Below are 14117 nucleotides of genomic sequence, written 5' to 3'. Positions count from 1 at the left end.
GCTGCCGCAAAACATGGTTTCGTCGCGGACGGAGGCCGAGGGGGCTTTCCGCGCGCGTGGGCGCGTTGATGCGCATGTGATCCGAGAGCCTGGGCTCCACGTCCCCCGCGAGGACCGGAGTTCATGCTTCCCGCTGGCCCGAGGAGCAAGATGATGACCCAGCTTTCCCGTCGCACGCTTTTGCAGGGGGCCGCCGCGAGCGCCGCCGCGCTCGGCTTTCCAATGATCAATCGGGGCTATTTCGCGCTCCATGCGGCCTCGCCGCATCGCTATTCGCGGCGTGCCGTGGACCTGATGGAGCGCGCGCTGGTGATCGACATGCTGGCGGTGCTGAAGATCGATGGCCGACCGCAAGCCTATCAGGGAAGGATGGACGCCAAGACGGCAGCCGAGTTCCGCGACAGCGGAATCACCGGCTTTCACCAGTCGATGGGTTTCATGGGGCCGACGGCGCGCGAGGACGTGCTGACCTGGATCGGCGAATCCGCCGGGTTCGCCGCGCGCAACGACGATGTTTTCCTGCTCGTCGACAGGGCCGACGATCTCCGGCGCGCCAAGAAGGAGCGGCGCTGCGCCGTCATTCTGGGCGTCCAGAACTCCGAGCACTTCAGAAACACCGACGACGTGAAGACCTTCTACCAGCTCGGTCAGCGCTGCTCGCAGCTCACCTATAATGCCCAGAACCTGCTCGGATCGGGATCGACCGAGCGGGTCGATGGCGGCGTCACCGACTTCGGCGTGTCGATCATCGGGGCGATGAATGGGGTCGGCATGCTCGTGGACGTATCGCATTGCGGAGATCGCACGACGCTCGACGGCATCGCGCTCTCGTCGGTGCCGATCGCGATCACCCACGCCAATTGTCGCGCGCTGGTCGATCATCCGCGTTGCAAATCGGACGAGGCGATCAAGGCGCTGGCGGCGAAGGGCGGCGTAATGGGGATCACCGGGGTGCGCAACTTCGTCAGTGCGAAGGAGCCGACCGCCGTTCCGCAGATCGTGGACCATATCGACCATGTCGCGCGGCTGGTTGGCGTCGAGCATGTCGGGATCGGATCCGACGCCGATCTCAACGGCTATGACGACATGCCGAAGGAGGATTACGAGAAGCTGAAGGCCGGCTACAAGGCGAGCTACGCCTTCCGCGGGAAGATCGACACCGACGGCTTCGATCATCCGCGCAAGATGTTCGACCTGACCGAGGAACAGATCCGCCGGAGCTATTCCGACGAGCATATCGTCGCGATCCTCGGCGGCAATTTCTTCCGCCTGCTGTCGCAGACCTGGAAGTGACGATGGAATCCGGCGTCAACGGTGGGAGCGGAGACCGTGAGGAATCCAGCTGGTTCCAGCGCTTCCTGCTGCCGGGCTTCGCCTTCAAGGCGGTGGTGATCGGCGGCGGCTACGCCACCGGTCGAGAACTGGCCGAATTCTTCCTGCCGAGCGGACCGTGGGGGGGCGTAGCCGGGATGCTGCTGGCGATGCTGGTCTGGAGCCTGGTGTGCGCGGTCACCTTCGCCTTCGCACGTTCGGTGCAGGCTTATGACTATCGCACCTTTTTCGAAAGGCTGCTGGGGCCCGGCTGGATATTGTTCGAGATTGCCTATGTCCTGTTCGTCATCCTGATCCTGTCGGTGTTCGGCGCAGCTGCCGGGGCGATCGGCGAGGCCGTGTTCGGCTGGCCTCGCATCGCGGGGACCTTGTGCCTGGCGGCGGCGATGGCGGGCTTCGCCACCTTCGGCAACAAATCGGTCGAGCGGCTCTTCAAATATGTCTCCTTCCTGCTCTACGCCGTCTACGCGCTGTTCGTGATCCTGGCGCTGGGCCGCTTCGGCGACCGCATCGCGGCCAATTTCGCGTTGCCTGCCAGCGGCGACGGGTGGGCGGCCGGCGGACTGGCCTATGCCGGCTACAACATCGTCGGCGCAGTCGTGATCCTGCCGGTGGTGCGGCACATGGGCAGCCGCCGCGACGCGATCGTTGCCGGGCTGGTCGCGGGGCCGCTCGCCATGCTGCCGGCCTTGCTGTTCTTCACCTGCATGATCGCCTTCTACCCCGGCATCGCGCAGGAGACGCTTCCGTCCGACTTCATGCTCCAGCAGCTTCGCCTGCCGCTGTTCCACCTGCTGTTTCAGCTTATGATCTTCTCCGCCCTGCTCGAAAGCGGCACCGGCTCCGTCCACGCGATCAACGAGCGCATCTCGGCGGTGTGGCGAAAGCGGCACGGCGTCGATCTGTCGGCTCGCGCTCGCGCGCTGATCGCGCTCGGGCTGCTGATCGGCTGCATTTTCGTGGCGAACCATTTCGGCTTGGTGACGCTGATCGGCAGCGGTTACCGCTTTCTCGCCTATGCGCTGCTCGCGGTCTACGTGCTGCCCGTCCTGACGATCGGTGTCCTGCGGCTCGTCCGCTCGGGCTGAGCGCGCATGGGCCGTCGATGCGACAGACAATTCTCCGCAGCCGCGATGATGCCGGCAGGAAGTGCTTCCTGCCCCGACCGGCTCGACGATCGCCGGACGGATGCGTCGCCGGCTTCCTGGCGAACGACGTGTCTTACCTAGGACCGCAAGGCGGCATGCAGGCCCATGAACGACGACAAGACCCTTCACGCATGGTTTGACCGGGAGATATTTCCTCTCGAAAGAATGCTGATGGCTTTCATCCGTCGCAACTCGCCGGCCGGGACCGACCTTGCCGATGTGCGGCAGGAGATCTACGAGCGCGTGTTCGTCGCCGCCCGCGCGGAAATGCCGCGAAATCCCCAAGGATATCTTATCACCGTCGCGCGCAACTTCCTGATCGACCGGGCAAGGCGGGCCCGCATCGTGTCCGTGGAAATCTTCGCCGATCTGGAGGACGCGAGCAACGACGTGGATATTTTCGCCACCGAAAGACAGCTGAACGCTCGCGACGAACTGCGCCGGACGCTCGATGCCGTAAGCCGGTTGCCGCCCCGCTGCAGGGAGGTCGTCCGCCTCCGCAAGGTCGAGGGGCTGTCCACCAGGGAGGTGGCGGAATGCCTGGGGGTCAGCCTGTCCACCGTCGAAAAGGAGACGCAATCGGGTATACGCGCGATCGTGGATTTTCTCTCGGGAGATGATAGTAAGGCGAGCCGATTGCCGGCGGTATCCAGATTGCTCCGGAGGCGTCAGGGATGACCGACCAACGTAAGACAGAGGAGGAGGCCGCGCACTGGCTCTGCCTTCGGCAGGAACCCGGCTGGCGCGAGGCCGATCAGCAGCATCTCGACGACTGGCTCGCCGAGAGGGTCGCGAACAAGATGGCCTATTGGCGCCTGAGCTATTGGTGGCAGCAGGCCGACCGCATCGTTGCCGTCGGCGATACCGCCTTCGCGGATCCCCGGGGCACGACGCGAACGGGCGCGCCGCCATGGACGGCTTTCGCGATCGCGGCTTCGATCGCGATGATGTTCGCGTTCGTCGGATTCCACGCCCTGCACGATCGCTATCCCGGCGGGGCGGGAGGGTCGTTTGCCCAGCAGCGCATCGAAACACGGGTCGGAGGCCGCAAGATCGTGCCGCTCGACGACGGCAGCAGGATCGAACTGAATACCGCGACGCTTTTGCGCGCGGCCGTCACCGCCGAGCGGCGCGAGGTATGGCTCGATCGGGGCGAGGCCTATTTCGAGGTCAGACACTCGGACAAGGTCCCGTTCACGGTGCATGCGGGGCTGCGCACCATCACCGTCCTGGGCACGAAATTCTCCGTCCGGCGCGATGGCGGCAATATCACGGTATCGGTGGTGGAAGGCCGCGTTCGGATCGACGAGGCTGGAGGCGAGGGGGCGGAGGTCCCGTCGACGACGATCACGAGGGGCAACATCGCGAAGATCGAGGGTCCATCCACCTATGTCGCCACCAAGGCGTCGGATCTCGTCGCGGATACGCTGGCATGGCGTGGCGGCATGCTCAGTTTCGAGCAGTCGACGCTCGGCGACGTCGTGGCCGAGTTCAACCGCTACAACCAGCGCAAGATGGTCATATCGGACGCCGAGGCGGCATCGATCCGGGTCGGCGGCAATTTCAGCGTCTCGAACGTCGACGGGTTCACGCGCTTCTTGCACAACACTTTCGGTCTGGAAGTTCAGGCGACGGCGGACGAGATAAGAATTTCCAGCTGAATTTTTACGGGTTCGCGGCATCGGTTCGTCTTCCCCTTCAGAGTGGACAATCCACGAAGGGGGGAGACAATAATGGCATTTTCAAAGTTCGGTCCGGCTCTCGCGGCGAGCGTCAGCGTGGTCTGCGTCGGTGCTCCCGCACAGGCCCAGATGCGCGAATTCGATATCCCGGCCGGCAATCTGAAGCAGGTGCTCGAGCAATATGTCCGCGAGACGAGGCAGCAGATCCTCTACCGGATTTCGGACGTTCGGGCGAAGCACAGCCCCGGCGTGAGAGGTTCGATGACCGACGAGGCCGCCCTGAGAGCGCTGCTCGTCGGCACCGGGTACGAAGTCCAGGCCGATCCTTCGGGCGCCTTCGCGATCGGTCGCGCGGGAAACGGCAGGTCGGCGGGTTACGGCCCAACGAGCGCGACGACCCCTTCGCCCGACGCATATAGCGGGGAAGGGGAGATCATCGTCACCGCCACCAAGCGCGATACGCGGCTTCAGGATACGCCTGCGGCCATTTCCGCCTTCTCCACCGAAAGCCTCGACCGGTCCGTCATCCGCAACGCCACCGATATCGCGGCCTACACGCCCGGCCTGACGGCTTCGACCAATCTCGGCGGCACCTATTCGATCCGCGGCATCTCGAGCGACCTGCTCAGCATCTCGGCGGATTCGTCGGTCGCGACCTATGTCGACGGCGTCTATTTCTCCCGGCAGACCAGCAATCAGATCCCGTTCGCCGATGTCGAGCGCGTCGAGGTCCTGCGCGGTCCGCAGGGGACGATCTATGGCCGCAACGCCACTGGCGGCGTCATCAGTTTCGTGACCAAGGCGCCGTCCCGGGAATTCGAAGGGTCGGCCAACGCCGAGATCGGAAATCTCGAACATTTCCAGGGAGGGCTCGCGCTGAGCGGCCCGCTGGTGGAGGACAAGATCCTGTTCCGCATGTCCGCCGAGGCCTCGAAGCGGGATGGATATGTCCGCAATGTCGGCCCGGGCGGGGGCAAGGGTAATGACGAGGATTACCAGAGCTTCCGCGGCAAGCTGCAGTTCAACCTTGCGGAGACGCTGAAGCTGACGCTGGCCGGCGACTATTTCCGCCAGCGCCAGGGATTTCCGATCGATCAGCTGCTGGCTCTCGGGGGCGCCGGTGCGGGGGCCCTGCCGCCGGCCGGAAAGTTCGAGGCTGTCATAAATGGCGACGTGGTCGACACGTTCGACAATCGCGACTTGTACGGCGCCTCGGCGACGATCGACTGGTCAGCCAATGACGCCATCGCCGTCAAATCCATTACCGCTTATCGCGACACCAAGACCGCGATCTTCACCGATGACGATGCGACCACCCTGTTCCGGTCGCATTCCTATATCGCCGAGAGATCGAAGACCTTCACGCAGGAGGTCTATGCGAACAGCACTGGCCACGGCCGGCTGGACTATCTGTTCGGTGCGAATTTCCTGTCCGAGAAGGCCGATCAGGATCTGAGGGACGCGGCCGACAGCGGGGTGACATTTTTCCCGGCCGATGCGAGTTCGCGGGCCTGGGCCGCCTATGGCGAAGTGGGCTATGCCCTGACCGATCAGCTCCATATCGGCGCAGGCGCTCGCTACAGCCACGAGCATCGCGAACTCAGCAACTCGCTCGACTTCGACGATGGTACCGGTCGCGTCAATCTCTTCACGAGCACGCGCCGAAAAGGGTCGTGGAACTCCTTCACGCCGAGCTTCACCATCGACTATAAGGTGAGCGAGAACACGCTCCTCTATACGTTGGCGACCAAGGGATTCAAAAGCGGCGGCTTCGCATCGCTGGGGCTCGAAGAGGAGGGCTTCTCCCCGGAAACGGTGTGGAACTACGAAGGCGGGATCAAGACGAAGCAGCTCGATGGTGCGCTTATCTTCAATCTGGCCGCCTTCTACTCCGACTATCGCGATCTTCAGCGCCGGGTGGGCAACAGCCTCTCGACCCTGCGGCTCGTCAATGCCGCGTCGGCCCGGCTTTACGGCGTGGAGGTCGAGACGACGATCAAGCCGATCCGGGCTTGGACGATCTACGGAAACTATGCCTATCTGAACGCCGAATATAAGGACTTCCAGACGGCCATTCCCGAAGCGGTCGATCCGATCACCAATCCCGACGGTGCCGTCAATCTCAAGGGCCAGCCTCTCGAACGATCGCCCAAGCACAAGTTCAGCGTCGTGAGCAGCTATGACATCGGCTTGCGCGACGGGGCCGCGATCGAGCTGACCGGCAGCGTGACATACCAGACCAAGATCACCTTCCGGTCGGGTCGCGGCGCGCTTTACGAGCAGCCCGATTTCGCCTTGTTCAACGCCGCCGTGACGTACCGGCCCGACAGCAAGAACTGGTCGGTGCAGCTCTACGGCAGCAATCTGACCAACGTGGAGCACTTCCTCAACAAGGAGGGTGGGCCGACCGCCGAAGCCGCCGCTTCGGGATATTCGGGCCTGCCAAGGACATATGGCGTCCGCGTGCGTCTCGATTTCTGAGGCCGGTCGGGAGGCGATAGTTTTTCGCCTCCCGCCAGCCTTTGGTTCTAGCTTTCTTGTTTCGCAAGCTCGCCCCGGGGGAGACGTCCATGTATCGGAGCTTGAAGACCCTCGGCCTCTGCGCCGCCGCTTTGCTGATCGTCGCCCAGAGCGGATCGGGCTCGGCCGAAGCTCCCGAGCTTCCTTCGCCCGTAAAGAGCGAGGCCATTTTCAGCTATCACGAATATATGGTCCCGATGCGCGACGGGACGAAGCTTCAGACCGTCGTGCTTCGTCCGCTCTGGCTGAAGGGCCGCAAGCTTCCGATGCTCGTCAAGCGGACGCCCTATGGGGTGCCCGAGCAGGCTTGGCAAACGATCCCGATGGAGCAGGCGGAGCTCGCGAAAGACGGATATATATGGGTCTTTCAGAACCTGCGGGGCCGCTTCAAGTCGGAGGGCGTGTTCAACGTATCCACGAAGATCGACGTGACCAACCCGAATGCCGTCGACGATGCCACCGATTCCTACGACACCATCGACTGGCTCATCAAACATGTCCCCGACAATAATGGTCGCGCCGCGCTGTACGGCATCTCCTATTCCGGCCTGACGGCGGGGATGGCCCTGACCCGCCCGCATCCCGCCCTGAGGGCGGTCAGTTCGCAGGCTGCGCCCGTCGATCAGTTCATGAACGACGACCTGCATCATAATGGCGCCCTGCGTCTCAGCTACGCGTTCGAATATGCGGTGCTCGAACAGTCGGAAAAATTCTCCAACGCCCCATTCAAGTTCGACAACTACGATACCTACGACTGGTATTTGAAGCTCGGTCCCGTCTCCAACGGCTCGCGGTATCTGAACAAGGATCTCCAGCTCTGGACCGACATCCTGTCGCATCCCGATTATGACGAATATTGGAAGAACCAGGTGTGGACCCGGTCCATCACCGCCGCGCGGGTGCCGACGCTGACCGTGGCTGGCTTCTGGGATCAGGAGGATCCCTGGGGGCCTTGGCAACTCTATCATGCCGCCGAGCGCAGGGATCCCCGCAACCTGAACGTCATCGTTGCCGGCCCCTGGACCCATGGCAGCTGGAGCCGCGACCCCAAAGGTGCCACGATCGGGGAAATCCCGCTCGGAGGGCATGAGACCTCGGCCGAGTTCCGGTCGCAGATCGAAGCGCCCTTCTTCGCCTACTGGCTTCACGACAAGGGGAAGCGGCCCGATTGGGGCGCGCGGATTTTCGAAGCCGGGTCGAATATGTGGCGGAACTATGCCAGCTGGCCGCCCAAGGAGGCGAAGCCGACCCATCTCTATTTCCACGGCGACGGGAGCCTGTCCTTCGATCCGCCCACCGCCCGCGAACGAACGACGACCCGGACATATGTTTCCGATCCGGCGAACCCCGTGCCCTATCGCCAGCGTCCGATCACCTCGACGTTCGACACGGTCGGATGGGAGCATTGGGAAACGCGCGACCAGCGCTTCGTCGACCACCGGCCGGACGTGCTCAGTTACCAAAGTGCGCCGCTCGACCATGATATCAGGGTGGCGGGAGAGGTGGCGGCAAGCCTCTTCGCCTCCACCAGCGGCACCGATGCCGACTTCGTCGTGAAACTGATCGACGTCTACCCCGAGGACGGTCCGGACGAGGCGCTGCGGGGCTATCAGTTTCCCATGGCGATGGAGGTGCAGCGCGGCCGCTTCCTCGACGGCTACGACCATCCGCGCGCACTGACTCCCGATCGGCCGCGCGAATGGCGGATATCGCTGCGCGACCGGGATTATGTCTTCAAGAAGGGCCATCGGATCATGGTGCAGGTCCAGTCGAGCTGGTTCCCGATCATCGACCGCAATCCGCAGACGTTCGTGCCCGATATTCCCCGTGCGCGCGAGCAGGACTTCCAGAAGGCGACGCAGACCATCTATTCCTCCGCTCGAATGGCATCATCGATCATCGTTCCCGTTATCGCCGGTCAACAATGATCTCGACGGACCGGGCGATGGCCGGCGAGGCCGGCTGCTCGGGCGGGTCGTCCGACATTCACGGGGGGGCGCCAGGTCTTCGCGCGAACCGGTCATGCGTCGGACCCAAGAGCATATCCCCAGCCTCGGCGGACCGGATATTACCCGGGCCGCAGACGGGTTCAGATCGGCGCTTCGGTATATCCACGGTAAACTCGGCGGCACTACTTTCTTTCAGCAGATCGATATGGTGGCGGACCCGGATGACCCGCGCGATCTGTTCGGAATGCTGCAACGCGCGGCGGCCTGATCCCGATAGAGCGCGCAGCGATCGGTGATACCCAGCGAGAAGAGTGATCGCGTTCGTGGTCGATCATCATGCGCACTGCCCGCTCGCGAACTTCGGGCGAAAATTTGTCGTCGTCTTGCTCGTACAGGCTCCACCTTCTCAAGAGGTGGGGCCTCCGGCAAACCCGACTTGCTTCAGTGATCGACGGACTCGCTAAATAGTTTGAGGCGACGCCGGTGTTCGAGCGCGGAGAGCAGGCCGGGGCAGGAGATGGAGCGCCCCCCAAGCCAGGGCAATGGTAGTCACCGGCCATAAGCCGTCCAGAGCCGCTATAGATATCAGGAACGCCGCCGCCGCCAGGCAAAGATTTTGACTCAGTCGATCGGCCATACCGGACCAATAGGAGAAGCTGACCAAACCCAGACCTATCAGCGACGCGCCAAAAGCGTGGGCCGAATGAAGGAGCAAGGTGGGGGAGGGGACTATCGGCGATGCGCCGATCAGAAGCGTTGGAGCGAGATAGAGGGTGGTGCCGACCAATATCGGGAGCGCACTGACGCAGGCGGCGACGAGTATCCGGCGCGGCAATCGCCTGCTCAGTCCAGAACAGTAAATGCCAAGACAAACGGCCCAAAATGCGTGCAGGATCACATAAGTCCAGCGTTCCGGGGTGGCAAGCGAGGTGAACTGCGCGCGGATCGCCTCTATGGTCATCAAGCTATTATAAGCAAACGGGCCAAGCATGGCCGCAAACTTTTGATCTGCCCACAACCAGGCGGCGGCCAGAGCGGCGAGACCAAAAGGAAGAACGATGGTGCCGCGTCCCTGGACGATCTGCAGCATCAATGTGCCGCCGGCATTGGCCTCGACGGTGCGGGCAGTGCCATCGGGCGATATGATCCAGAACGTGGCGGTGATCAGAGCGAAGAAGGCGAAGCTCGCCAGAGCAAAGCGCAGCCAGCGCGCGCCGCGTCGTCGCCAGGCGACGACCGTGAAGAGGAGCGCGCACAGCAAGGCTGCTGCTGCAAGCTTGAACATGACGGCTCCTCCTCGGTCCTGCCCTGTCGGCCTGCGTCTTAGTAGGTCCAGCTCAGCCGCGCGCCATAGGTTCGCGGCGCACCGGGAATGCCCGAGGGGACCGGCCCGCTGGTGTAGACGTTGAGGACATATTCGCGCTTGGTCAGGTTGCGGCCCCACAGCTCGAAGGTCCAACGCTCGCCGGCCTTGTAGCCGATCGCGGCGTTGACCAGACCATAGGCGTCCTGCCCGATCACCGGCGAGTTGATCACGGTGAAATATGTCTGGCTGCGGCGCGAATATTCGCCGCGCACATAGGCCGAACCATTGTCGCTGATGCGATGCTCATATTGCGCGGCGAAGTTCATCGTGAACTTGGGCGCGTTGTTGAGTCGGTTGCCGCTGGCGTCGATCGTCGCGGTGCCGCCGATCGGAGCGCCCGGATAGTCCTTATATGTCGCGTCGAGATAGGCGAAGTTGGCCGTCAGGTTCAGGCCGGGGACCGGCTTGGCGGTCAGTTCCAGCTCGACGCCCTTCACCGTCGCCGAGGCGGCGTTGACGATGTCGGTCACGCCGGGGCTGATGAAGGCGTTGACCTGCAGATCCTTGTAATCATAGCGGAAGGCGCTGAGGTTCGCGAGCAGCCGGTTGTCGAGTAACCGGGTCTTCAGGCCCGCTTCATAGCTCCACAGCGTCTCGGGATCGAAGCCCTGTGCGGCGCTGGCCGAGTTGAAGTTGAAGCCGCCGCTCTTGAAGCCGCGCGTCACCGACGCATAAGCGAGGATCGCTTGGGTCGGAGTCCAGTTCAGGCCGAATTTCGGGGTGAAGGACTTGAACTTGCGCGAGGCCGCATAGGTGATGAAGGGCAGTGCGACGTTGGTCGACACGAAGCGCCGGTCGATCGACTGGGTGAAGTCCTTCGTTTCTTCCGAATAGCGCCCACCCAGCACCGCCGACAGGGTGTCGCTGAAGCGATAGGTGCCCTGCGCATAGCCGGCATAGGCCTTGGTGTGGGTATAGGGCTGGAAGGTGGCGCGCAGATTGCGGACCGGCTGGCCGAGAATGCTGTTCGTGCGGGTCTTCTCGTTGAAGTAGAAGAGGCCGAGGACGTAATCGAAACTGCCGGCCGTGCCGACCAGGTTGAGTTCCTGCGAGAATTGCTTGGCGCGCTCGCCCAGGTTGACGGTCAGCAGCGGTTGGTCGGTCGCGTCGCCGTCCTGCTGGGAGCGCGAACTGCTGTCGCGATAGGCGGTGACCGACTTGAGCGTGGTGCTGTCGTTCAGCTCGAACTCGATGTCCTCCGACACGCCCCAGATGCGGGTGCGGCTGGACTGCGGGAAATCGAGCGCGACCTTGTCGTAATTGCCGAGGATGCTGTTGGTCACGGGATCATAGGGGGTGCGGAGCACCGAGAAGCCCGGGATGCGCTGCTTCGACAGGGCATAGTCGCCGCGCGTCGTCGCGACGATCTGGTCGCTCAGCACCAGCCGCAGTTGACCGCGCATCGCCCGGCTGTCCTCGTCGTCGACATTGTTGCCCGACGCGACGATATTCTCGCGATAGGGATCATGGGTGACATAGGAGCCGGCGAGGCTGACCTGCACTTTGTCGGTGACAATCGGGCCGCTGACATAGCCACCAACGTCGACCAGTCCGTAATTGCCGACGCTGGCCGCGATACGCGCCTTAAGATCGTTGGACGGGGTGCGCGAGATGATGTTGATCGTGCCGCCGGCCGAGTTGCGGCCGTACAGCGTCCCCTGCGGCCCGCGTAGAACCTCGACCCGCTCGACGTCGAGGAAGTTCATGAACTGGGCGAAGGGACGGGCGAGATAGACGCCGTCGGCATGCACGGTCACGCTCGGGTCCGAGCCGTTGAACGAATTGTTGGAGCCGACGCCGCGGATGTAGATCTGCGCATAGGTCGAGAATTGCGACACGGCGAGGCTGGGGACGATCTGGCCCAGATCCTTGGTGCTGACGATGTGCGAACCGGCTAGGTCGTCTCCCGAGAAGGCGGAGATGGCGATCGGGGTGCGCTGCACCGAGGAAGCCCCGGTCTTGTTCGCGGTGACGATGATGTCGGCGATCGCGCCGCTATCGGCCTGATCCTGCGCCATGGCCGGCGCGCCCACGATCATGGCGGCAGCGGTGGCGAGCAGATAAGCCTGTGTGAAACGCTTCATATGTCCTCCCCAAAAGTCAGCGTCATAGCCTCCCCTGCGGGAGTACTGATTGTATGTTGTTATGATGTTAATACGACATGATGTCAATATATCTCGACCGATCGGTCAATCAACTGAAGACTCTAGGAATTATCGGATTTCGAGCCCTGCCAGAGAAGCGCTCCTGCACCGGCCATCCAGCCGATATGCAGCAGTTCGATCAGCCAGCGTGACGGCGTGGCGATGCTTTCGAGCTGGGCTATCAGGCCCGCTATCGACAAGATGATGTTGGCAACGAAGATGCCGATGATCGCGGGCCGGGCAGCGGCGCTGAGGACGCGGTCGCGCACCGTCCAGGCGATCCAGCCCAGCGGGAGATCGACCGCGCCGCGCGCGGCTGCGAAATAGCCGGCGCCGGGACCTGCCAAGGCTTCCAACTTCGAGCCGAGCGGTCCGGGCGCGACGAGCCACAGCAGACCGGTGATGCCTGTCCACAGCGCGAAGCTGAGGATCAGCATATGGCCGGGTTCGGTGAGGCGGGGTGGCGACATGGGTGCGTCCTGCTCCCCCATCGACCGGCCAGCCTGCCAGGCAAGGCCAGCCGCCCAGAGCGAGCAGAACAGCACTGCGATCCAGCGACAGGGTGTTGTCTGCGGCGATAGCTGGACCATCAGGAAGAGGCCGCCTAGCAGGGCCGCCGACCAGGCGAGGCCGGGCAGCAGCCGGCGGTGGCGCTCAGGTCTGCGCAGCGCAGCGAGTGCGATCACCCCGAGAGCGAGCACCGCGGCACCGCGCGACTGGGCAAGATGCTCGACGAACGTCCCGGTTACCCCCGCTTCCATGCGGTTGGCCCAGTCCGGCGCGGCGATCAGCGCGATACCGCCCGCCGTCAGGCCGATGCCATAGCTGCCCAGCAGCCAACGGAGCGCGGGGGGCGTAGAGGTGGGGGGCATCATGTCTTCGTCAGGCGGCGGAGCGAGCGGCGGCGGTCTGGGCGCGAAGCCAGGACCAGGGCTCGGATCGGCCATTGCTGCGGCCGATGTCGTCGGCCTTGCACTGGCGCTTGAGCTTCTCGACATCGAGGCCGTGTTGGCGGGCGAAGTTGGCGCCGAGGATCCCGATCTTGATCTCTTCCGTCAGCGCCGGGAAACCGCGCGGCATCTCATAGCGCCAGAAGGCCTCGATAAACGGCTGTGGATGAACGCCGGTGGCGCCGGTCGAGAAGAAGACGCGGTCGTGCGCGCCCGATCCGATCAGTGGCGCCATCATTTCCGCGAAGCGGTCGCTGTGGTTGATCGCATAGCAGGGTGCCGCCTCGAGGTTGACCGAGATGTTGGGATAGCGATCGAGCAGCCGGACCGTCTCGTCGAGATAGGCGAGGCCGCCATGGACGATCTCGAAGGTGATCTCGGGAAAGGCCACCAGCGCCGCCTCGACGTCATCGAGATGATAATGGTCGATCGTGATCGGCCCCAGCGGCAGCGCCTTGTGCATGGCGATGACCTTCAGCCCCTTCGCTCGCGCCATTTCGAACAGCGGGAACATGCGTTTCTCGTCATCGAGGCGGATGCGCTTCAACTCGCCCTCGACGATGTCCGCTGGATAGAGCTTGATCCCGGTGACCGCGTGGTCGTCGATCAGCGAGGCGAGCTTGCCGGCGGGATCCTCCTCCCACGGGCTGAGGCCGCCATAGACCAGCATGCGATGCGGGTAGCGCGCCTTGATCGCCTCGGCGATGTTGATCGGCGAGGAGCCATCGCCGAAAAAGCCGTACATCGGAACGCCGTGATAGGCGGCGACGTCGACGTCGCTCTCGCGGAACACCACCTCTTCCATCACGCGCGGCTGATGATCGAACAGGTTCTGGAACTGGTCGAGCGTGATGCGGTAACGCGGATCGTCCTGCGGCCCGAGCTGGTTGTAGACCCAGTGGTATAGCCCCCGGATCACGTCCGAGACGAAGGGCTGCCGCAGATTGTCCTCGCGGAAGTTGAACGCGTGGACGGTCGCGTCGATCACCAGATTGCCTTCGATCATCTCATCTCTCCTCGCCGCCC

At 63.5% G+C, this 14117-nt stretch carries 11 protein-coding genes; 7 read left to right on the top strand and 4 right to left on the bottom strand.

From position 1 onward, the window contains the following. Positions 1 to 153 precede the first annotated feature (153 nt). The 7 genes from ASE22_RS18005 to ASE22_RS17975 all read left to right on the top strand — a co-directional run bounded on the left by ASE22_RS18005 (position 154) and on the right by ASE22_RS17975 (position 8899). Entirely contained in the window at positions 154 to 1293 is a 1140-nt protein-coding gene (locus ASE22_RS18005; RefSeq protein WP_056364065.1) for a dipeptidase, read from the top strand. A gap of 2 nt (positions 1294 to 1295) precedes the next feature. Further along, positions 1296 to 2420, top strand: a complete 1125-nt coding sequence (locus ASE22_RS18000; RefSeq protein ID WP_056362938.1) for a YkvI family membrane protein — start codon at positions 1296 to 1298, stop codon at positions 2418 to 2420. Between the two features lie 165 nt (positions 2421 to 2585). Beyond that, the gene (locus tag ASE22_RS17995) at positions 2586 to 3158 is read left to right on the top strand and encodes an RNA polymerase sigma factor (protein WP_056362935.1); all 573 of its coding nucleotides are present in this window, start codon (positions 2586 to 2588) and stop codon (positions 3156 to 3158) included. Continuing rightward, complete coding sequence (locus tag ASE22_RS17990) at positions 3155 to 4141, top strand: FecR family protein (RefSeq protein WP_056362932.1); 987 nt, start codon at positions 3155 to 3157, stop codon at positions 4139 to 4141. Before ASE22_RS17995 ends, ASE22_RS17990 begins: the two co-directional genes overlap by 4 nt. Before the next feature lie 72 nt (positions 4142 to 4213). Continuing rightward, the gene (locus tag ASE22_RS17985; protein ID WP_056362929.1) at positions 4214 to 6643 is read left to right on the top strand and encodes a TonB-dependent receptor domain-containing protein; all 2430 of its coding nucleotides are present in this window, start codon (positions 4214 to 4216) and stop codon (positions 6641 to 6643) included. Between the two features lie 89 nt (positions 6644 to 6732). Beyond that, a complete protein-coding gene (locus ASE22_RS17980; RefSeq protein ID WP_056362927.1) occupies positions 6733 to 8610 on the top strand; it encodes a CocE/NonD family hydrolase in 1878 nt (625 codons plus the stop codon). A 94-nt stretch (positions 8611 to 8704) separates the two neighbouring features. Continuing rightward, positions 8705 to 8899 (top strand): hypothetical protein, encoded by a 195-nt coding sequence (locus ASE22_RS17975; RefSeq protein WP_056362924.1) that lies wholly within the window; start codon positions 8705 to 8707, stop codon positions 8897 to 8899. Positions 8900 to 9091: 192 nt separating this feature from the next. On the opposite strand, the gene ASE22_RS17970 is transcribed toward ASE22_RS17975, so the two are convergent. The 4 genes from ASE22_RS17970 to ASE22_RS17955 all read right to left on the bottom strand — a co-directional run bounded on the left by ASE22_RS17970 (position 9092) and on the right by ASE22_RS17955 (position 14097). Further along, the gene (locus ASE22_RS17970) at positions 9092 to 9916 is read right to left on the bottom strand and encodes a hypothetical protein (RefSeq protein WP_056601439.1); all 825 of its coding nucleotides are present in this window, start codon (positions 9914 to 9916) and stop codon (positions 9092 to 9094) included. Between the two features lie 38 nt (positions 9917 to 9954). Then, positions 9955 to 12081, bottom strand: coding sequence for a TonB-dependent receptor (locus ASE22_RS17965; protein WP_056362919.1), 2127 nt, complete (start codon positions 12079 to 12081; stop codon positions 9955 to 9957). Positions 12082 to 12203: 122 nt separating this feature from the next. Then, positions 12204 to 13016 carry a hypothetical protein gene (locus tag ASE22_RS17960; RefSeq protein WP_056601438.1) on the bottom strand — a complete coding sequence of 271 codons (813 nt, stop codon included), beginning with the start codon at positions 13014 to 13016 and terminating at the stop codon, positions 12204 to 12206. Positions 13017 to 13023: 7 nt separating this feature from the next. Continuing rightward, positions 13024 to 14097: an amidohydrolase family protein gene (locus ASE22_RS17955; RefSeq protein ID WP_056362914.1), complete on the bottom strand. Its 1074-nt coding sequence runs from the start codon at positions 14095 to 14097 to the stop codon at positions 13024 to 13026. Positions 14098 to 14117: the final 20 nt, after the last annotated feature.

The organism is Sphingomonas sp. Root720 (assembly GCF_001428605.1).
Taxonomy (GTDB): Bacteria; Pseudomonadota; Alphaproteobacteria; order Sphingomonadales; family Sphingomonadaceae; genus Rhizorhabdus.
This window is presented reverse-complemented; position numbering and strand designations above follow the sequence as displayed.

Excerpts from the sequence above, each read along its gene's own strand:
- ASE22_RS18005 (WP_056364065.1), top strand. The coding sequence starts at position 154 with ATGACCCAGCTTTCCCGTCGCACGCTTTTGCAGGGGGCCGCCGCGAGC.
- ASE22_RS18000 (WP_056362938.1), top strand. The coding sequence starts at position 1,296 with ATGGAATCCGGCGTCAACGGTGGGAGCGGAGACCGTGAGGAATCCAGC.
- ASE22_RS17995 (WP_056362935.1), top strand. The coding sequence starts at position 2,586 with ATGAACGACGACAAGACCCTTCACGCATGGTTTGACCGGGAGATATTT.
- ASE22_RS17990 (WP_056362932.1), top strand. The coding sequence starts at position 3,155 with ATGACCGACCAACGTAAGACAGAGGAGGAGGCCGCGCACTGGCTCTGC.
- ASE22_RS17985 (WP_056362929.1), top strand. The coding sequence starts at position 4,214 with ATGGCATTTTCAAAGTTCGGTCCGGCTCTCGCGGCGAGCGTCAGCGTG.
- ASE22_RS17980 (WP_056362927.1), top strand. The coding sequence starts at position 6,733 with ATGTATCGGAGCTTGAAGACCCTCGGCCTCTGCGCCGCCGCTTTGCTG.
- ASE22_RS17975 (WP_056362924.1), top strand. The coding sequence starts at position 8,705 with ATGCGTCGGACCCAAGAGCATATCCCCAGCCTCGGCGGACCGGATATT.
- ASE22_RS17970 (WP_056601439.1), bottom strand. The coding sequence starts at position 9,916 with ATGTTCAAGCTTGCAGCAGCAGCCTTGCTGTGCGCGCTCCTCTTCACG.
- ASE22_RS17965 (WP_056362919.1), bottom strand. The coding sequence starts at position 12,081 with ATGAAGCGTTTCACACAGGCTTATCTGCTCGCCACCGCTGCCGCCATG.
- ASE22_RS17960 (WP_056601438.1), bottom strand. The coding sequence starts at position 13,016 with ATGATGCCCCCCACCTCTACGCCCCCCGCGCTCCGTTGGCTGCTGGGC.
- ASE22_RS17955 (WP_056362914.1), bottom strand. The coding sequence starts at position 14,097 with ATGATCGAAGGCAATCTGGTGATCGACGCGACCGTCCACGCGTTCAAC.